This is a genomic window from Micromonospora sp. M42, assembly GCF_000568915.1.
In the GTDB taxonomy this organism is placed as follows: domain Bacteria; phylum Actinomycetota; class Actinomycetes; order Mycobacteriales; family Micromonosporaceae; genus Micromonospora; species Micromonospora chalcea.
On sequence record NZ_KK037233.1, the window covers coordinates 3,113,994 to 3,132,394 of the forward strand.

Here is an 18,401-nt window from a genome sequence, read left to right on the forward strand (position 1 = left end):
GCGCCCCCGTGGCGCGTGCACGGCCCGGTGTCAGGCCCCTTTTCGGGTGATCTCGGCCAGCGCCGCCTCGAACGCCGACTCCAGCGCGTCCTTGCGCAGCCCGAGTCCGGTCAGCACACCGTCGCCGCCCTCCTCCTCCAGCAGGGCGAGCAGGATGTGCTCCGTACCGATGTAGTTGTGTCCCATCCGCAGCGCCTCCCGGAACGTCAGCTCCAGGACCTTCTTGGCCCGCGCGTCGTAGGGGATCAGGTCCGGGACCTGGCCGGCCTTCGCCGGCAGCGTCGCGGTGACGACCTCCCGCAGCCGCTCCAGGGGTACGCCCTGCGCCACGATCGCGGCGGCGGCCAGCCCTTCCGGCTCGGCGAGCAGCCCGAGCGCGACGTGTCCCGGGGTGATCTCGGCGTTGCCGGCCGCCCGCGCCTCCTCCTGCGAGGCCAGCACGACGTTGCGGGCGCGCGGGGTGAACCGGCCGAACCCGGAGTTCGGGTCGAGCGCGGCGGCGGTCTCCGCCTTGGCCGCGGAACGCTTCTGGGCGGCCTGCTTGCTCACGCCCATACTGCGGCCGATCTCCGTCCACGACGCGCCGGAGCGGCGCGCCTGGTCGACGAAGTGCCCGATCAGGTGATCGGCGACGTCGCCCAGGTGGTCGGCGACGAGGACGGCGTCGGCCAGTTGGTCGAGCGCGTCGGTGTGTGCCTTCTTGATGCCGTCGATGAGGTCGTCGAGGCGTACCGGGTGGGTCATCTTGTGCGGTTCCGTCTCCTCCATGCGTCAACCATAGGTTGACGATGCGGATGCGTCAACCCTCGGTTGACGACCCCTTTCCCATCGCGCGATGATCTCGATCCCGGTAGTGTCGACCGGGGTGAGCACCCATTCGACACTGCTGTTCGTGCTCGCCGCCGTCGCGGTCGTCATCGCCGTACGGTGGGTGGCCTCCCGCACCGGCCTGCCCGCCGCCGCGCTCCTGCCGCTCATCGGCATCGCGTACGCGCTGCTCCCCGGCCCCAACATCGGCCTCGATCCCGACCTCGTGCTCATGGTCGTGCTGCCGCCGCTGCTCTACAGCGCCGCGCTCGACTCGTCCCTGCTGGACATCCGGCGCAACCTGCGGATCGTGGTCAGCCTCTCGGTGCTGCTGGTGCTCCTCACCGGACTGCTCGTCGGCGTCGGGTTCCACCTGTTCGTCGCCGGCGCGACCCTGGCCGCCGGCATCGCGGTCGGCGCCGCCGTCGCCCCGCCCGACCCGGTCGCCGCCCTGGCCGTGGGCCGCCGGGTCAACCTGCCGCCGAAGATGGTCACGATCATCCAGGGCGAAGGGCTGCTGAACGACGCCACCGCGCTGACCATGCTCAGCGTCGCGGTGGCCGCCGCCGTGGGCGGCGAGTTCTCGTTCCACGCAGCGGTCGGGCAGTTCGTGCTCGCGGCGGCCGGCGGAATCGCCGTGGGTGTCGTCGTCGCCCGGGCCAAACGGCTGGTCCGGCCGCTCACCGCGGACCCGCTGCTGTCCAACGCCATCTCGCTCGCGACACCGTTCGTGGCGTACCTGCTCGGCGAGGCGCTGCACGTCTCCGGCGTACTCGCAGTGGTGGTCGCCGGCCTGATCGTCGGCCACCAGACGCCGCAGTTCGGGTCCGGGGCGGCCCGCCTCCAGACCAACGCCGTGTGGCGGCTCGTCGACTTCCTGCTCGAAGGCTTCGTCTTCCTGCTCATCGGCCAGCAACTCCCCGCCGTCGTGCGGGGCCTGCGCCAGTACGAGACGTCCACCATCGTCGTCGCCGTCGCCGTGTCCGTCGGCGTGGTCCTGCTCCTGCGCCCGGCCTGGCTGATCCTGACCCAGTGGCTCCCCCGGTCGCTGCACACCCGGCTGGGCGGCGTCGCCGAACAGGACGACACCGACCCGCCCGGCGCGGCGCGGCGGGCCGGGCGAGCCGACCGCAACGCCCGCGGACTGACCGCACGCGAGGTGGTGGCGCTGAGCTGGTCCGGCACCCGGGGCGTGATCAGTCTGGCCGCCATCTTCACGCTGCCGCTCACCACCAACAGCGGAGACCCGTTCCCCGACCGCGACCTGCTGCTGTTCTGCACCTTCGTGGTGGTCCTGGTGACGCTGGTCGGGCAGGGCCTGACGTTCGCGCCGCTCGTGCGGATGCTCGGCCTGCGCGCCGACGAGGCAGACCAGGCCCGGGTACGCAACGAGGCCCGCTCCGCTGCCGCCGAGGCCGCCCTGGCCCGCCTCGACACCGTCGCCGCCGAGGAACCGGACACGCGGGTGGCGGTCGACACCACACGCGCCCAGTTGCTGACCCGGCTGGCCCGCTACCGGGGGCGGCTCGATCTGCTCCAGCAGAGCGGATCGTCGGAGCTGCCCACCTCACCCGAGTACGAGACGGCGCTGCGGGTCCACCGGACCGCGCTGGAGGCACAGCGCGAGGAGTTGCTGCGGTGGCGCGACTCCGGCCGGCTGCCGGACGAGGGACTGCGCGTGCTGGAACGCGAACTCGACCACGAGGAACTGCTGCTGCCGAAGCGGGCGCCGAGCTGACTCCGGGCCCGGCGCCCGCCGGCCGCCTCACAGCTGGCGCAGGATCACCGGATCCTTGATCTTCTTGTCGGCGGCCAGCAGCAACGCCTTGCTGATGATCTCGCCGAGCCGGCTGTCACCCTCGAACGGCAGGAACAACTCCGGCTCCTTCGCCTTCGCCGAGTCCGGGATGACGCACAGGTACCGCTCGTCCGGCGCGATCAGGATGTTGCCCGAGCCGCAGTGGATGCGGTACGTGTGCAGGTCGCCGCGTACCTCCAGGAACCTGTCGGTGAGCGTGCAGCGACCGGCGATCGCCAGCCGGGGGATCAGCTCCGCCAGCACGTCCCGGCGCGTCCGGCCGGTCGGGTTCAGCTCGCCGAAGCTGTTCTGCGCCCAGTAGTCGCGATACCGGCCCTCCGGCCCACCGTCGTACCAGTTCGGGTCGGCGCCCACCCCGGCCGCGGCCACGAACAGGTCGACGTCGCGCATCACCTCGCTCAGCACGACCGGCGGAACCTGCGCCAGCGGAACCGGCAGGCGCTCGCCCCGGATGAAGAACAGCTGGTCGGTTCCCATCGTGTCGAACACGAGGTCGTCGTCCCGGTGCTCGATCCCGGCGACACCCAGTTCGGCGCGCAGCCCCCAGTCCGGGAGGGCCAGCCAGGGCAGGTTGTAGGACGCCCCGTCGTTGCGGTGCTGGACGTACGACCAGCCACGCCGGGACAGCAGCGCGTTGAGCCGGTGCTGACGCACGATGTGCGCGGCGAACCGGTTGGAGTACACGCCAGTGGCCCGCTCCGCGTCGGTGAGCAGATACTGCTCCCGGTGCGCCTGCTTGAACGGCTGGGTGATCGCGTGCCGGGTGAGGAAGTCCCGCCACGGCCCCACCGCGTCGGGGTCGAGCACCGGATGCCACAACCGGACCGTCGCGTCGTCGGCCGGCTCGAACACGGTGTCGTCCGCTGTGCGCAGCGCCTCACCGGCCCAGCAGCAGGCGACGCCGTCGACCGTCCAGACGAGCCGCCGGGCCAGCGTACGGGCCAGCGGATGGTCCAGGAGCCGTTCGCGCCACTGCTCGACGGTCCACGAACGGTCGCGCCGCAGCAGCCCTTCCAGCCGGTCGCGGGTGGCGACGAGCGTCGCGGCGACGTCGGCGACAGTCGCCTTCAGCTCCTTCACCTCGTCGCCGTGCTCCCTGCGCACCTGCGCCGGAGGCGTCCTGACCACCTTGCCGTCCGCGTTGCGCCACATCACTACGGCGTCGACACCGCGCACCTCCAGCTCGTACGAGCAGTCGCCCAGCTTGTCCGCGAGCGGCAGCCCGAAGCCGGGCAGGGCCATCTCCTCGACGTCCTCCCGGCTGACACCGAGCGCCTCGGCGTGCCGGGTCAACCCCTTCTCCACCAGGCGCAGGGTGCTCTTGTAGGTCAGCCGCGAGGACAGTCGCGCCAGCTGGGCGAGCGCGGCCGGGTGATCGGTGTCGACGAGCGCCGCGACCGCGGCGTTCGCCAGCTTCGGGCTCGCCGGGCCGTGGCCGGAGATCTTGCGGGCGGCCCGTTCCGCGATCTGGCCGAGGCTGCGCAGGGTCTCTTCGGACGGCGGGCACATCGTCCGCATCCAGAGCAGGCCCCACAGCAGCCTGACGTTGTAGCGGTCGATCATCCGTGGTGGCATGTCCTTGATGTGGCCGGCGCAGCACGTGGTCATGCGCAGTGGCAGGCTGCGGGACTGCCCGACGAGCGGGAGCCAGTCGTCGAGCCGGGCGGTGAACTCGTCGACGCCCACCGCGTCGAGCAGCGACCGGGCCTGCTTGCGCCAGGCGGCCGTCGGCTTCGCCTTGTCCGCCTCGACCGGGCAGTGCGCCAGCAGCGCCTCCCACGCGGACCGGCGATCCGCCGGCATCGCCTCGATGTCCGCGACGGCGCGGTCGGCCCACTGCTCACCGACGTTGGGGATCGGCCACATCCGGTCGGCCTCGTCGCTGATGTAGCTCAGCGAGCGCTCGATCCCGGTCCGACGCCAGGTCGCCAGCGCCGCCGGGTTCACCCGCCCGGCCGCGGCCTCCGCCTGGATGGCCTCCCAGGTGAACCGCGTGAGATGGGAGCTCCAGTAGTTGAATCCCAGCCAGGCCTGAGTGCTCAGCCGGCCGAGCCAGGCCGAGCCGTCGAGGCCGCCGCCGGAACACACGGCACGGATCAGCTTGGCCCACCCGTCCTTGCCCGAGCCCGGCACGGCCAGCGCGTCGAACACCACCTGCCGTACCGGCGCCGGTTGTGCGGCCAGGAGTTCCTTCGTGCGGCGCCACGCCACGCCCCGGGCCCGGTCCCACGGCTCCTCGTGCTGGTACGGCAGGTTCGGCAGGCTGTCGATCAGGGTGGAGGCGGCGACGACACGCCTGTCGTGATCCGCGTCGTCGCCGGTCAGGTCGGCCACGGCGGCGGCGACCGACTCGACCTTCCGGGTGGCCTCCGGCAGCAGCTCGACCAACGGCGCAGCGAGATAGTAGGGCCCGTGCGAATCTTTGAGCGCGGCGAGCAGCGACGGAACCGCTCCCGCCGGTGCCCAGCCGCACACCGTCACCACCCGGTCGACGAATTCCTGCTTGCCGGTCTCGTTGAGGTTCTGGGCGCTCGGGCCCCACCACCTCTTGGCGGTGGCGGCCACATCGCGCAGGGCCGACTCGGGGTCGTACGTGTCCACTCAGCCACCCACCAGCGGGACGAGCTTGAGGAAGGTGACGCGCGATCCCGCGTGCAGGCGGACCTTCTCGTCCAGGTCGGTGACCTGGTGGTCGTCCACGAGCACCACGAAGGCGTTGCGGCCGAACGCGTCGAGTGTCATCCGCGTCCGCTCCTCGGGATCGGCGTCCGCGCCGGACTCGGCGATCTCGAGGGAAACCCGACGGCGGATCAACTCGGCGAGGGGCAGCGTCTCCTCGAAGACCTCAATGGTCCACGCGGGCCCGCCCGGAGCTCCGACCACCTCGTCGGTGACTGTGATCAATGGCATGGCGGAGAAGGTAACGCTTCCCTCCGACACCTCAGCATTTTGTGTGACCTGACCGCGTACCGGACAGTCTCCACGGTGTACGAGATCATTCCGTGAAGGCGAGGTCGTGAGCGTGTCCTATCCCGCGTACCCGAACAGGGCCGACATGTCGGCGGTGGTGGACGCGGCTCGCCGCGGCGACCGGGCGGCGACGGACGAGGTGGTCTCGCACTGTCTGCCGCTGGTCTACAACATCGTGGGCCGGGCGCTGAACCGGTCGGCCGACGTCGACGACGTGGTGCAGAACACGATGCTGAGCGTCGTACGCGGCCTGCCGGGCGTCCGCGAGCCGCGGCTGTTCCGGTCGTGGCTGGTCGCCGTCACCATGAACGAGATCCGCACCCACACGCAGCGCCGGCCCACCACACCGGCGCCGCCGGAGGACATCGACAACGTGATCGACCCGCGCGCGGACTTCGAGGACCTGACCCTGACCCAGCTCCGCCTCGCCGACCAGCGCCGCGAGGTCGTGCTGGCCACGCGCTGGCTGGACGACGACCACCGCCACCTGCTGTCCCTGTGGTGGCTGGTCGAGGCCGGTCACCTCACCCGCGCCGACCTGGTCGACGCCCTGCGCCTGGAGCCACATCACGTGACCGTGCGGGTGTCCCGGATGAAGGCGCAACTGGACACCGCCCGGCTGGTGGTGCGAGCCCTCACCGCGCGGCCCGGCTGCGCCGGCCTGCGCGACACCGCGTCGGGCTGGAACGGTCAGCCGGCGCCGCTGTGGCGCAAGCGGTTCGCGCGGCATCTCCGGGACTGCGCGCACTGCCCGGACGCGACGAACGACCTGGTGCCCGCCGAACGGCTGCTCGCCGGCCTGGCGCTCACGCCGCCCCCGGCCACACTCGCCTCGGACGTCACGCAGAAGCTGCACGCCGTCGCCTCCGTGTCGCCCGTCGCCCCGGCCGGTACGCACGCCGTGGCGGCCGGAGCGCGGTCCGGGCTCTCGTTGTCCAAGACCCTGGTCGGTGTCGCCGCGGCCGTTGCCGTGCTCGGCGGGGGTGGTCTGATCCTTGCCAACTACCCGGACGGGCCTGGTCGGCAGCCGGCGGCCGCGACTATCGTGCAGCCCTCGACCGAGACGACCGCACCCGCACTCACACCCTCCCCGACCGCCGCCCTCCCGAGCCCCACCCCGAGCAGGGCGGCGAAGCCCAGCAAGTCGCCAAAGCCGACCCCGTCGCCGGTCAAGTCCACCGCCACGTCGAACGGCTTGTCAGCAGCGGAACGGCGGCTGCTGGTGCTGCTCAACGAGCGGCGTCGCGCGCTCGGGCTGACCGAGGTCAAGCTGGGCGCGGCGCAACACCGGGAGGCGGAGTCCTGCGTACGGCGGAACCTGAACGCGAGCGGGTTGCAGCACTGCGGGCACGAGGTGCTGTTCGCGTCGTCGGGCAACTCCTCGCCGGAGCAGATGATCGAGGCGTGGTTCAACAGTCCGGGCCACAAGACGGCGCTGACGTACGCCAGCTCCCGCTTCGCCGGACCGGCGATCGTGTTCAACGGCAGTCGCCAGGTCGCCGCCATCAACATCGACTACTGAGGCGGTCGCTACGCTCCCCCGATGACGCACGAGAAGGAGATCGTCGAGCCGGTCGACCTGTGCCTTCCGGACGGGCGGCTCAACCCCGCCGCGGTCGGCTGGACCCGCCGGCCGCTGCACCGGGCGAACCTGCGCGGCTGGGGTAGAGCCAAGCGCTGGGAGTACTGGGGGATAGTGACGCCGACCCACATCGTCGGCCTCGTCGCGTCGTCGCTGGACTACGCCGGGGTGCACGGCGTCTACGTGCTCGACCGCGCCACGAAGGTCGAGACCGGCACGGACGTCGTGGTCCCGTTCGCCCGTGGCGTCGTCATGCCGCCGGTTAGCGGCGCGGGCGCCGTGTGCGCACGCGGAGGCGGCCTGTCGATCGACATCGATCAGACCATCGAGGGCAGCACGATCCGCGCCACCGCACCAGGCATCGAGATCGACCTCGTGGTGCCGCTCCCGCCCGGCCACGAGTCGCTCGGCGTCGTGGTCCCGTGGAGCACGCGCCGGTTCCAGTACACGGTCAAGGACGTCGGGCGCCCGGTGCGCGGCTCGCTACGGGTCGACGGCACGACGCACGTCGTGGACGAGCGGGACTCGTTCGCCGTGCTCGACCACGGCCGGGGCAAGTGGCCGTACGCGATCAGATGGAACTGGGCGGCGGGCAGCGGATCGGACGTGTCGATCCAGCTCGGCGGCAAGTGGACCGACGGCACCGGCTCGACCGAGAACGCACTGTTCGTCGGCGGCCGGCTGCACAAGCTCGGCGCCGAACTGCGCTGGAGCTACGACCGCCGCGACTGGCTGCGGCCGTGGCGGATCAGCGGTGATCGCGTCGCTGTGGAGTTCCACCCGTTCCACGAGAAGGTCTCCCGCACCAACCTCGGCGTCGTAGCCAGCGAGACCCACCAGTGCTTCGGGCACTTCTCCGGCTGGGCCCAGGCGGACGACGGCGAACGGGTGGCCCTGGACGGCCTGGTCGGCTGGGCGGAGGAAGCTCAGAACCGCTGGTGACGCAGCCGCTCGTTGACCTGCCGGACCACGTCCTCGGGAAGCTTGACCACGCGCCGGTCGTACGTGAGCAGACCGTTCAGCTCGTCCTCCACGTCGGACAGCTGGGTGTAGACGGTCGCGCTCAGACCGGCCCGGATCGCGGGCACGATCTGCTCGGTGTGCAGCCGCGTGAACGCCTCCGCCAGGTCCTCGGCGCTCCGGTACCGCCGGTAACCGAAATCCTTGCGGCTGAAGGCGTGCCCGTCGACGCGCAGGTTGTAGCCGCCGTACTCGGACAGCACCAGCGCCCGGCGGTCGCCGCGTCGCCGCGGCACCCGGAAGCGGCGGAAGTAGACGTGCAGGCTGCGCAGGTCGCCGCCGCCCTGGTCGTGCCAGCCGCTGGCGTGGTCGACAGTACGGGTGCTGTCGAGTTCGGCGACCTCGCGGGCGATCCGGGCCGCGTCGAACTGCCCCCAGCCCTCGTTGAAGGGCACCCACACGGCGAGGCTCACCACGTTGCGCAGGTGCTCGACGGTGTCGCGCAGCTCGGCCCGGAACCGGTCCCGTCCACCGGCGTCGGCACGGCCGAACCAGCGCCGCCACCGGCCCCGGTCGGGCAGCCGCAGCGGCGTCACCGCCGGCGCGGTGACGACCAGCGGGTGGTAACTGCTGCCGCCGTTGACCATGTCCTGCCAGACCAGCATCCCCAGCCGGTCGCAGTGGTGATACCAGCGCAGCGGCTCGATCTTGATGTGCTTGCGCAGCATGGTGAACCCGAGCCGCTTCATCGTGGCGATGTCGGCGATCATCGCCTCGTCGGAGGGCGCCGTGTACATGCCGTCCGACCAGTAGCCCTGATCGAGGATGCCGGCGTGGAAGTACGGCCGCCCGTTGAGCAGCAGCCGGGGCACGCCGTCCCCGTCCGGTCCGACACCGAACGAACGCATGCCGAAGTAGCTGCGTACCCGGTCCGCGCCCAACTCGGCGATCACGTCGTAGAGGAACGGATCCTCGGGGCTCCACTGCCGTACCTCGGGGATCGGGATGCGAACGGCCACGCCGACGGGTGCGGTGGCCTCGGCCACCGCGACCCCGTCGGCCAGGATCCGGATGCCGGCGTCGCCGGCATCCGCCGTCGCGTGCACCGTCACCTCGACGCACCGCTCGTCGAGGAGCGGGGTCAGGGTGAGGTGCCGCAGGTGTACGGCGGGCACGCTCTCGGCCCACACCGTCTGCCAGATCCCGGACTGGGCGGTGTACCAGATGCCGCCGCGGCGCAGCCGCTGCTTGCCCCGGGCGTGGTGGCCGGTGTCGCTGTCGTCCTGGACCGCCACGACCAGGACGTTGGCGTCCTCGCCGAGCGCGTCGGTGATGTCGCAGGTGAACGGCAGATACCCGCCGGTGTGGTCGCCGACCGCAACCCCGTTCAGGTAGACCTGGCAGGTCTGGTCGACCGCGCCGAAGTGCAGCAGCAGCCGCGAGCCGGCCGCGTGGAAGCCCACCGGGAGGGTCAGCGGTCGGCGGTACCAGAGCGTCTCGCCCGGCTGGAGCTGCCGCCCGACGCCGGAGAGCGTGGACTCCGGGGAGAACGGCACGAGGATTTGGCCGTCGTAGCGTTCCGGCTCGGTGGACGAACCGGTGATCGCGTACTCCCACCGGCCGTTGAGGTTGAGATAGCTGTCCCGGGCGAACTGCGGGCGGGGGTATTCGGGCAGGACCCGCTCCGGGTCGAGCGTGGAGCCCCACGGGGTCAGCAGCGTCATGCCCGGGCCTCCCGCTCCCGCCGCCGCAGCGCCACGGCCGGCACCGCGATGAGGACCAGCACTGCGAGCGCCATGAGGAAGATGCCCGGCGTCGGAACCTGCTTCACCACGCCGAGATCCTCGTAGACCTCGCCGGCGCCGGTGATCACGGCGGCGCCGAGGTACGGGCCGACGAGCATCGGAACGAGGATGGCGAAGACCATCCGCAGCCCTTGGACATGGCCGGCCCGATCCGGTGGCGAGTAGTCGCGCACGATGGCGCCGATCGGGGCGAGGACGAGCATGAAGCCCGACATCATCACGACCCCGGCGGCGATCACGGGAACCATGCCGCGGGCGAAGAACATCAGCGCCAGGCCGGCGCCGTACAGCACTACCGCCGGCAGGAGGAAGCGCACCTTGCCGACGCGGTCGATGAGCCGCCCGCCGACCACGCTGACCGCCGACGCCGTGACGAGGACGACGGCCAGGACGATCGCGTACCCCTCGATCCGCAGGTACCGCTGCAGGTAGATGATCAGATACGGCAGGAACACCTGCGTGGAGATCCCCCAGATCGACCAGGCCGCCAGGGCGAGGTAGAGCCCCGGGTTGGCGCGGACGGCGGCCGGGCGCAAACCGTGGACGACGGCGCGCAGGTAGCCGCCCTCGTGCCGGACGAGTGACGGGCTGTCCTCGACCAGGAACCAGGCCAGCAGACCGGCCACGGCCATGATCGCGCCGATGACCACGAAGAACAGCCGCCAGTTCCCGGCGCGGGCCAGCCCGTCGAACCCGCCGAAGATCACCAGCATCGAGACCAGCGGCATGATGGCGAGCACCGACTCGACCCGGCCGCGGTTGGCCGGCTCGGTCACGTCGGTGACCCACGCCTGGAACGCCGCGTCGTTTGCGCCCGAGCCGAGGAAGGACATCAGGCAGTCGAGGGTGATGACCGCGATCGCCGTGACCAGCACGACGTTCGCGACGGGCGCGATGTCCTCCACGAAACCCACTGTCAAGAAGCCGAAGGCGGCGGTGGAGACGCCCCACAGCAGGTAGCCGCCCGCGATGAACGACCGGCGCCGCCCGGTCCGGTCGGAGAGGGCCCCGAGCAGCAGGGTGGCGACAGTGGCGGTCACGGCGCTGGCGGCGACCATCGTGGCGATCGCGTTGGGATCGTCGGTGATCGTGTCGTACACGAACAGGTTCAAATAGATGTTCTCGATGGTCCAGGCCATCTGCCCGACGAGCCCGAGCACGATCAGCGCAGTCCAGGTGCGGGGGCGCAGCCCGACCGGACCGGCCGAGGTAGCCGGGGTGAGCACGCTCCGGGTGGCGGACACGACGGCCTCCTTCGACGGGTCAGAATATGATCCGTCCCGCCCGGCCGTCGATGGGTCCGGGGTCGGCGAGGCTGCCGCGTCCGAGCAGGCACGACGAAAAGACCCCGGTACGGAGTCGCCGGACCATGGCCTTCGTCATCAGTCTTTGCGGACGGCGAGGTTGAGGGCAGCGACGGTCAGCTGAGTGAGGTCAGGAAGTTGATCCTCGCCGAGCGTGACACCGCGCAGGTTGTCCAGCGCCGTCTTCAGCCCGTGAAGGCGACTGCCCCGCAGATCGGCACCGTCGAGGTGACAGGAATCCAGTTCCAGGCCTGCAAGGTCACATGACCGCAGTGCGGTGCGCGGTAGACGGCAGGACGACCACGCGCCGTTCGTGAGAGTGCAGTCGGTGAAGGCGACCGAGCCGGCGGCGGCGACGCGCTGGAGGGTGGCGTAGTCGAAGCGGCAGCCGTCGAACAGGACGTCCTTGAGGCGTACGTCGGTGAGTCTGGTGCCGGTGAACCGGGAGCCGGTGATCGCACACCGTTCGATGGTGATGCCGGTCAGGGTCGCTCCGGAGAAGTCGGTGCGGGTGATCTCGCAGCCGTAGAGGCTGCCGGCTTCCCAGGTGCTCTCGCTCAGGTCCACACCGGTGATCAGGCTGCTGCGGATACTGGCGTCCTCAAGGTGCGAGCCGCGCCACGCCGAGCCCTCGACGAGGGCCTCGGTGAGGCCGTTCACCAGGTCCGTCGTGGTGTCGAGGTCGTCCGGTTCGAGGTCCGGCAGCAGGAGCTTCACGTCGCCGATCGTGGTGGTGCGCATGTGTCCTCAACCTGTGTGGGCGCGGGGTGGGCACGTCACCCCGCGCGCCCCGTGGCGGGGCTACTTCTTCTTGTTCCAGTTGTCCCAGCCGGGTCGACTGTCGAACTTACCCTTGTTGGCCCAGGTGGGGCGGTTGTCGAACTTCCCCGCGTCGATCGACGTTACCGACCGCTGCGGGTCGACGCCGAGGCGGGCGAGTTGCTCGGGTGCGGCGTGAACGAGGACCGCGAGAGCGTTGATCATGGTGCTCCTCCTTGAGGGGTGAGGTAGTCCGCGGCGGCGCGGACGAGGGCCTGTCGGGTGGTTCGGCAATAGGTGGTCTCGCGGGCGGTGAACGTGGCGTGCTCGAAGTAGCGGTTGCCGGCCTGGGCGCCCCGGCAGAAGTCGTAGAAGGCGCAGTGGTCGGCGCAGTCGTTGAGGGCCGTGACGAACTCGGCGACGTAGTCCAGTTCGCCGGCGCCGGCAAGCATGGCGGTGATCGGCTGTTGGAGGACGTTGCCGGCAATGAAATCGCCGTATCGCGGCTCGGTGATGCCGAGCAGCTCCGGTGACAGCAGCACCACTTGCCCATCCCAGGAGACGGTCGGGATCGGCTCGTACGGGGCGTGGTCGACGTGGCCGGAACGGGTGGCGGCGAGATAGTCGGCCAGCCGGTCCACGTCGCGGATCCGCAGCGGGCTGCCGCCGACGCGACGTGCGATGAGGCGCTGCCAGAACCGGTACGCGTCATCCTCCGGGACCGGTGCGCGGTCAGCGCCCTCCTGCTCTTCGATGTTGAAGCCCACCGACTCGCAACCAGGCAGGCCGGTGAAGAAGTCGACGAGGGCTCCCGCGTGGTCGATGGTTTCCGGGGTGACCACACAGATCACCGAGTACCTCAGCCCCATGTCGGCCAGCATGTGCATGCCGCGCAGGGTGCGAGCGTCCGTCGGGTTGCCGGCCCGATCGAGGCGGTTACGGTTCAACGCGCCCGGTCCGTCGATGCTGACCCCGACCTCGAACCCGTAAGCGGTGAACAGCTCGCACCACTGGCGGTTGATCAGCGTCGCATTCGTCTGGATCTCGTGACGCACCATCCCCGCACGCCGCAGCTCCTCGAACGGGGCCAACAGGTCCCGGAACAGCCCGGTGGGTGTGGCGGTGGGTTCACCCCCGTGCCACACGACGCTCACCGGATGACTGCTGTTCTGCTGGGCTATCGACTCGGCGCAGGCCTGCGCGACCACGCCGCTCATCAGGCGCAGGGATCTCCGGTCGGGCAGGTAGCAGTAGGTGCAGTCGAGGTTGCAGAAGCTCGTCGGCTGCACGACCAGGGTGTGGAAGCTGCCGGCGACCGCCGGTTGGCCGGTGGCGTTGATGAGGCCGAGGCCGTTCACGAGGTGGCCTCCTCGTCGATGCTGGCCGTGGTGGTGCTGACCCGATAGGCGGGAGCGTGGCGGGCCGGCCAGCCGAGGAACCGGTCGAACATGTCGGCGGCGCTGCCCGTGACGCTCGGGTTGAGCCGGTGCAGGTCGTCGATCGCGTCGTGCAGGCAGCCGGCCAGGTAGAGGAACAGGCTCACCGGCACTTCTCGGTACTCGGCCAGGAGCGCGAGCTTCGCCGCGCCGCAGGGCCACGGCTGCCCGCATCGGCGGCACAGCCACAGCGGGCGCGTCGGCAGATGTTCCACCTCGGCGGGTACGAGCCGGTTCACCGCGGGACGACGCTGCGGCCCGGTCACCGGCGACCGCCCTCGCGGGCCTGCTGCTCGAACAGCCGACGCCACACGAAGGTGAGCAGCGGCGGATCAGCCGGCCGCACCCGACCCGGCGAGGCCGTCCACCTGGGCTCGGGGCGCCGGGACTGGCCGGCCATGGCATTACGCGAGACGTACACCGTCATGCCGCCACCCCCGTCAGTGACGATGAGCGGCGGGCTCGCCGGGGGAAGGGCGAGCCCGCCGCCGCACCACGGCGGCTGGGAGCAGACCGCCGATCACCCACCCGCGCAGCCCTCATGGCGGTACGCAGGCGGGGACAGCGTCGAGACAGTTCGCTCCCGGACGGGCCGAGCCAGCGGCCCAAGCCGTGGTGTGGTGCGCCGCTCATCGATCCCTCCATCTGCAGCTCCCTGTCAGTCATCCCTGACATCGGCATCGACACGCGCCGGTGATCTGGGGTGAACTGAACGTAGGGGCGGCCGGTACGGAGGACCGGGAAAATCCGTACCGGGTCCGGCGGCCTTCAGCGGGCAGGGTGATGGTGTGCGAGGGATGACGGACGACATGACGATCGGCCAGCGCGTCGCCTTCTACCGGCGTCGACGCGGGCTCTCCCAAGAGGTACTGGCCGGTCTGGTCGGCAAGACCCAGGAGTGGTTACGCAAGGTCGAGACGAACCGGGCCGACCTGGACCGGCTGTCGGTCATCCGCGCGATCGCCAAGGCCCTCGACGTGTCCCTCGGCGACCTCATCGGTGCGCCGAGCCTGTTCGAGTGGTCGGACGACTCAGGTCGCGAAACCATCCCCGCCTTGCGAGCCGCACTCCACGACTACCGTCACCTCGCGCCGGCGCTTGCCAGCACGGTGGACGTCGAGGCACCCGCCCTGCGCGAGATCGAGAACGACGTCGCCGAGATCTGGACCGCCTACCAGCACTCGCGGTACGGCACCCTCGCCCGCCGACTGCCCTACCTCATCCACGACTGCCTCACCGCCACCGAGGCGTACGACGGCGACGACGGCCAGCGCGCGCATGCGATGACCGCCTACGCGCACCAGCTCGCCGCGTTGTTCCTTACCAAGCTCGGCGAGGGCGACCTCGCGTGGACCGCTGCCAGCCGAGGGCTGGCCGCCGCCAACGTTAGCCAGGATCACGTCGTCATCGGCTCACTCAGCCGCTCCGCCGCACACTCGCTGGCATCCATCGGGGAGTACGCCCAAGCCCTGGGCCTCGCCGCCACGGCGGCGCGGTTCCTGGAACCCCGGCTCGCCAAGCCGACTCCGCAGCTGCTGTCGGTCTACGGCAGCCTGCACCTCGTCTGCGCGCTGGCCGCCGCCCGAGACGACGATCGCGCCTCGGCCGACACCCACATCACCGAGGCCGACGCCGCCGCGAGACGGCTCGGCGCCGACGGCAACCACGTGTGGACCGCGTTCGGCCCGACCAACGTGTCGATCCACAAAACGACCGTGGCGATGGAACTCGGCGACGTGCAACGCGCCATCGCCATCGGCGCCCCACTCGACACCAGCACCGTGCCCGTCGAGCGACAGGTTCGGCACGCCATCGAAACCGCCCGAGCCCTTGCCCGGTGGAACCGCATCGACGACGCGCTCGCCGCGCTCCTGGACGCCGAGGTCATCGGCCCCGACCAGGTGCGCTACCACTCGCTCTCCCGCGACCTTGTCCGGGACATCCTCACCCGCCCCCGGCCACCTCGACTGGCCGTCGAACTCAGCGACCGGATGGGCGTCCGGTCGGGAGGACCGCGCTGGTAGCTGGGCTCAGATCAGCCGGCTCGTGTAGCCAGCCGCTACCAGGCGCTCGAAGGCCTCCCGTACCTCGTCCGGCATCTCCTGGGGGATCGCGAACCCGCGCTCGGCGTACACCTCGATCCGCTGCGTGTCGCCGACCAGCATGTCCACCACCCGCCGCGGGTCGCCGATGCTGCGCACGTAGTCGTCCAGGTCGAGCGGGTTCGACGCGCACACCACATCGACCTCGGGCCACATCAGCCTGCAGGTGGCGTAGGCCCGACGCTGCTGGTACGGCCGAGACATGATCAGCACCGACTTCACCGGGATCCGGTGTTCGGTCAGGAGCCGACGCGAGTACTCCAGGTTCTGCGCGGTGTTCGTGGCACGTGGCTCCACGAGAATCGCTTCCCCGGGTACACCCTGCTCGATGGCGTACTCGCGGTAGTGCACTGCTTCTCCACGCGGAAAACGCTCGACGGTCGTCGGGGCGTTCGCGCCCGTGAACACGATCCTCGGGAACAGTCCCTCGTGAAACAAGCGCGTCGCGATGACAGCCACGCCGAGGTCATGACTCCCCAACCCGATTCCCACGTCGCACGGGCGCAACTCGTGACGCATGTCGTGGTAGCGCCACAGCGTCTCCACGTCCGCTCGGATCGCGTCACGGATCGCCTCGGAAGGTGCCGCCGCATGCCGGTTCATCAGCACCTACCAGTCCGGTCCGCGCTGGGTTCCCTCATGCCGCCAGCGTAGGGGTAGCAGGGCAGCACCACGCCGCTGAGTCCAGCACCACGCCGCTGGCCACGTCACAATCAGGTACGACAGGATCCGCCACCGCCTCGGGGACAACCGCCTCGCGGCATGCTGGTCACCCATTCCCTGGTGATCCCTCCGAGCCTCGGCGGTTCGACATCCTGTTTCCCAAAGCCCCAACAGAGAGTGATCGATGCTCTGACCGGGAGATCGGAGGCCAGGGACCGCCGCGACCGGAGACAGCGCCCGTCGTGGGCCGTTGGGCGAGGCGTCGGCGGGCCGTGCGAGCGCCCCACATACCCAAACCGTGGTTTTGGGACCGATTTTGGAGATCACTGTTCAGTGAATCAGCCGAATAGCCGAGAACGAAGAAACGAAGCGGTCAAACCGGGCCACCAAAAGTCGATCTCCATGGAGAGCGCCGCACCGCCAGCACCGATCGCCAGAAACGCCTGACACGCGCCTTCCCGGCTCAGCGACGAAGCGCCACACACTGAGAAAGTGGTTACCGAAAGTGACGGATTCACGCGAGCCCTCCGCGCCAGCGTTCGGCTGATCAGCCACCCCTCGCCGCGGCCGCCTAGCGCCAGCCCTCCAGATGTGAGACTTTCTATGTAACTGAATGTGCCTGTGCAGCTGCATTTAGCGATGTGGGTGGTTCCGTTGGAACAGCTTCCATTGTGGGGACCGAGCACCGACGAAGAGCCGAGACCGAAACCAGTCCTGGCACGACCAACGAAACTCCGCCTTCTGATCACAGTGAAAGCGGCACCCAACCCCTCCGCGCAGTACGGGGAGACTGTCTGCGTCGGGGCACTCGGCATAGACCCACCCTGGACGGGCTGGATTCGCCTCTACCCAATCCACTACCGGCACCTCGATGACGACGGCAAGTTCCACAAGTACGACATCATCCACGTCGAGGCACTCCCAGCCAGGCAGGACCAGCGGCGCGAGAGCTGGAAGCCGATCGTGGACACCATCACCACCGAACGGCATATCGCCAATCGGCAGTCGCGTCGGAACCTTCTCGATCCACTCGTCGAAGACTCCATGTGCCGACTCAACAGACAGGCCCGCGACGACCCGAGCGCACGATCGATCGCTCTCATTCGCGCGGCCGACATCTCGGCGCTTAAGGTCAAGCGACACCCCGGCTGGTCGGCGGAGGATCGCAGGAAGATCACTGGCTACCTCAACCAGCTCGACCTACTGGAACCGGCCAAGCGCAGCCCGCTTCAAGCACCGCGCTTCACCGGCGCCTACCGCTACCGCTGCGCGGACCGTCATTGCCGCGGTCACCAGCAGACACTCTGGGACTGGGAGTTCGTCGCCCTACAGCGTCGCCTGAGCAAGCTCACCGACGCGGAGGCCGAGGAGCAGCTGAGAGACAAGTTCCTCACCCAGCTCTGCGCCGCCGACCGCGACGTCGCCTTCTACGTAGGCAACCAAGCGGCACGACCGCAGTCCTTCAGCATCGGCGGCGTCTACGCACCAAGACGGCCCACCGCCCGGTACCGGCTGCACGTCAACTAATGAGGTCGGCCAGCACGTCGGCATGGCACGCATCCTCGACCCGACACCAGCACGCCAACTGCTTCCCCGCGAGTTCCCGACGCGCCCGCTCAACAAGGGCCGGCTGCCCCACAAGCCACTGCCGATAGAGGCGTAACGCCTCCGCCCGATCATGCTTCCGCAGGCTAAACGGATTGGCCCAAGGAGAACGCCGCAACCCGAACCCCTGCCGCCCCACGTACACGGCACCCGGTGGTACCACCGGGTGATAGAGGTCCCCCTGCACACGAACCCGAGGCTGTCCCCCCACGCCGCCAGCGTAATCGGCGACGACCGGCCCCGCGTGGATGCTCGAAGGAAGCGCGTCGACGCCCGGACTGGCGAATGCCCCAATGACCACGAAGGCCCGATGCAGGCTGGCCACCTCAGAGATGACCATGAGGGCAGTCGTCCACGGAACAACCACATGTCCCAGCAACCCCGGCCCGGTCCAACGGCTCCCGAGCACCCACCGAGCGACCACCCACCACCCACGTACACGAAAAGGCCCCGAACCGGTGTGAACCACCAGTTCAGAGCCTTGATCGTTGGTGCGCCGCCAGGGACTCGAACCCCGAACCCGCGGATTAAGAGTCCGCTGCTCTGCCAGTTGAGCTAGCGGCGCTCGCTGACAACGGGACGAGACGTT

17 protein-coding genes and 1 tRNA gene are annotated in these 18,401 nt (G+C 70.0%); 5 read left to right on the top strand and 13 right to left on the bottom strand.

Annotated features, from left to right (window positions below; genetic code table 11):
• Positions 1-30: 30 nt before the first annotated feature.
• The gene (locus MCBG_RS14000) at positions 31-768 is read right to left on the bottom strand and encodes a Clp protease N-terminal domain-containing protein (protein ID WP_043326103.1); all 738 of its coding nucleotides are present in this window, start codon (positions 766-768) and stop codon (positions 31-33) included.
• A 67-nt stretch (positions 769-835) separates the two neighbouring features.
• Here MCBG_RS14000 and MCBG_RS14005 point away from each other — a divergent pair, with 67 nt between their 5' ends.
• On the top strand, positions 836-2,545 hold the full coding sequence (locus MCBG_RS14005; protein WP_043326105.1) for a Na+/H+ antiporter: 1,710 nt from the start codon (positions 836-838) through the stop codon (positions 2,543-2,545).
• A 27-nt stretch (positions 2,546-2,572) separates the two neighbouring features.
• Here the strand turns inward: MCBG_RS14005 and MCBG_RS14010 are convergent, their stop codons facing one another.
• Both MCBG_RS14010 and MCBG_RS14015 read right to left on the bottom strand, forming a co-directional pair.
• Positions 2,573-5,227 carry a DUF4132 domain-containing protein gene (locus MCBG_RS14010; protein WP_043326107.1) on the bottom strand — a complete coding sequence of 885 codons (2,655 nt, stop codon included), beginning with the start codon at positions 5,225-5,227 and terminating at the stop codon, positions 2,573-2,575.
• Positions 5,228-5,536 carry a hypothetical protein gene (locus MCBG_RS14015; protein WP_051611207.1) on the bottom strand — a complete coding sequence of 103 codons (309 nt, stop codon included), beginning with the start codon at positions 5,534-5,536 and terminating at the stop codon, positions 5,228-5,230.
• Positions 5,537-5,642: 106 nt separating this feature from the next.
• Between MCBG_RS14015 and MCBG_RS14020 the strand changes: the two genes are divergently transcribed.
• Both MCBG_RS14020 and MCBG_RS14025 read left to right on the top strand, forming a co-directional pair.
• Positions 5,643-7,118, top strand: a complete 1,476-nt coding sequence (locus tag MCBG_RS14020; protein ID WP_051611209.1) for a sigma-70 family RNA polymerase sigma factor — start codon at positions 5,643-5,645, stop codon at positions 7,116-7,118.
• 21 nt (positions 7,119-7,139) lie between these two features.
• On the top strand, positions 7,140-8,120 hold the full coding sequence (locus MCBG_RS14025; protein ID WP_043326111.1) for a DUF2804 domain-containing protein: 981 nt from the start codon (positions 7,140-7,142) through the stop codon (positions 8,118-8,120).
• Here MCBG_RS14025 and MCBG_RS14030 read toward each other — a convergent pair.
• The 7 genes from MCBG_RS14030 to amcA (MCBG_RS33025) form a co-directional block, all read right to left on the bottom strand.
• Positions 8,105-9,862 carry a glycoside hydrolase family 2 protein gene (locus MCBG_RS14030; RefSeq protein WP_043326113.1) on the bottom strand — a complete coding sequence of 586 codons (1,758 nt, stop codon included), beginning with the start codon at positions 9,860-9,862 and terminating at the stop codon, positions 8,105-8,107. The two genes, MCBG_RS14025 and MCBG_RS14030, sit on opposite strands and share 16 nt — an antisense overlap.
• Positions 9,859-11,187, bottom strand: a complete 1,329-nt coding sequence (locus MCBG_RS14035) for an MFS transporter (RefSeq protein WP_043326115.1) — start codon at positions 11,185-11,187, stop codon at positions 9,859-9,861. Before MCBG_RS14035 ends, MCBG_RS14030 begins: the two co-directional genes overlap by 4 nt.
• A gap of 138 nt (positions 11,188-11,325) precedes the next feature.
• Entirely contained in the window at positions 11,326-11,988 is a 663-nt protein-coding gene (locus tag MCBG_RS14040) for a pentapeptide repeat-containing protein (protein WP_043326117.1), read from the bottom strand.
• Between the two features lie 60 nt (positions 11,989-12,048).
• A complete protein-coding gene (amcA, locus tag MCBG_RS14045; protein WP_043326119.1) occupies positions 12,049-12,231 on the bottom strand; it encodes a multiple cyclophane-containing RiPP AmcA in 183 nt (60 codons plus the stop codon).
• Complete coding sequence (gene amcB, locus MCBG_RS14050; RefSeq protein ID WP_043326122.1) at positions 12,228-13,364, bottom strand: cyclophane-forming radical SAM peptide maturase AmcB; 1,137 nt, start codon at positions 13,362-13,364, stop codon at positions 12,228-12,230. Before amcB ends, amcA (MCBG_RS14045) begins: the two co-directional genes overlap by 4 nt.
• On the bottom strand, positions 13,361-13,708 hold the full coding sequence (locus tag MCBG_RS14055; protein WP_043326124.1) for a hypothetical protein: 348 nt from the start codon (positions 13,706-13,708) through the stop codon (positions 13,361-13,363). Before MCBG_RS14055 ends, amcB begins: the two co-directional genes overlap by 4 nt.
• Positions 13,705-13,869 carry a multiple cyclophane-containing RiPP AmcA gene (gene amcA, locus MCBG_RS33025; RefSeq protein WP_181373747.1) on the bottom strand — a complete coding sequence of 55 codons (165 nt, stop codon included), beginning with the start codon at positions 13,867-13,869 and terminating at the stop codon, positions 13,705-13,707. Before amcA (MCBG_RS33025) ends, MCBG_RS14055 begins: the two co-directional genes overlap by 4 nt.
• Positions 13,870-14,239: 370 nt before the next feature.
• Between amcA (MCBG_RS33025) and MCBG_RS14060 the strand changes: the two genes are divergently transcribed.
• Positions 14,240-15,466, top strand: coding sequence for a helix-turn-helix domain-containing protein (locus MCBG_RS14060; protein ID WP_176722749.1), 1,227 nt, complete (start codon positions 14,240-14,242; stop codon positions 15,464-15,466).
• A gap of 6 nt (positions 15,467-15,472) precedes the next feature.
• On the opposite strand, the gene MCBG_RS14065 is transcribed toward MCBG_RS14060, so the two are convergent.
• Positions 15,473-16,153 carry a YdcF family protein gene (locus MCBG_RS14065; RefSeq protein WP_181373748.1) on the bottom strand — a complete coding sequence of 227 codons (681 nt, stop codon included), beginning with the start codon at positions 16,151-16,153 and terminating at the stop codon, positions 15,473-15,475.
• A gap of 693 nt (positions 16,154-16,846) precedes the next feature.
• Between MCBG_RS14065 and MCBG_RS14070 the strand changes: the two genes are divergently transcribed.
• A complete protein-coding gene (locus tag MCBG_RS14070; RefSeq protein WP_043330585.1) occupies positions 16,847-17,734 on the top strand; it encodes a hypothetical protein in 888 nt (295 codons plus the stop codon).
• Here the strand turns inward: MCBG_RS14070 and MCBG_RS35210 are convergent.
• Both MCBG_RS35210 and MCBG_RS14080 read right to left on the bottom strand, forming a co-directional pair.
• A complete protein-coding gene (locus MCBG_RS35210) occupies positions 17,727-18,152 on the bottom strand; it encodes a DUF4326 domain-containing protein (protein ID WP_084789521.1) in 426 nt (141 codons plus the stop codon). The two genes, MCBG_RS14070 and MCBG_RS35210, sit on opposite strands and share 8 nt — an antisense overlap.
• A 149-nt stretch (positions 18,153-18,301) precedes the next feature.
• Positions 18,302-18,377, bottom strand: a tRNA-Lys gene (locus MCBG_RS14080).
• Positions 18,378-18,401 lie beyond the last annotated feature (24 nt).

Coding starts and splice junctions, on each gene's coding strand:
- amcA (WP_181373747.1), bottom strand. CDS start 13,869: ATGACGGTGTACGTCTCGCGTAATGCCATGGCCGGCCAGTCCCGGCGC.
- MCBG_RS14015 (WP_051611207.1), bottom strand. CDS start 5,536: ATGCCATTGATCACAGTCACCGACGAGGTGGTCGGAGCTCCGGGCGGG.
- MCBG_RS14040 (WP_043326117.1), bottom strand. CDS start 11,988: ATGCGCACCACCACGATCGGCGACGTGAAGCTCCTGCTGCCGGACCTC.
- MCBG_RS14030 (WP_043326113.1), bottom strand. CDS start 9,862: ATGACGCTGCTGACCCCGTGGGGCTCCACGCTCGACCCGGAGCGGGTC.
- amcA (WP_043326119.1), bottom strand. CDS start 12,231: ATGATCAACGCTCTCGCGGTCCTCGTTCACGCCGCACCCGAGCAACTC.
- MCBG_RS14000 (WP_043326103.1), bottom strand. CDS start 768: ATGGAGGAGACGGAACCGCACAAGATGACCCACCCGGTACGCCTCGAC.
- MCBG_RS14005 (WP_043326105.1), top strand. CDS start 836: ATGATCTCGATCCCGGTAGTGTCGACCGGGGTGAGCACCCATTCGACA.
- MCBG_RS14070 (WP_043330585.1), top strand. CDS start 16,847: ATGTGGGTGGTTCCGTTGGAACAGCTTCCATTGTGGGGACCGAGCACC.
- MCBG_RS14060 (WP_176722749.1), top strand. CDS start 14,240: ATGACGGACGACATGACGATCGGCCAGCGCGTCGCCTTCTACCGGCGT.
- MCBG_RS35210 (WP_084789521.1), bottom strand. CDS start 18,152: ATGGTCATCTCTGAGGTGGCCAGCCTGCATCGGGCCTTCGTGGTCATT.
- MCBG_RS14025 (WP_043326111.1), top strand. CDS start 7,140: ATGACGCACGAGAAGGAGATCGTCGAGCCGGTCGACCTGTGCCTTCCG.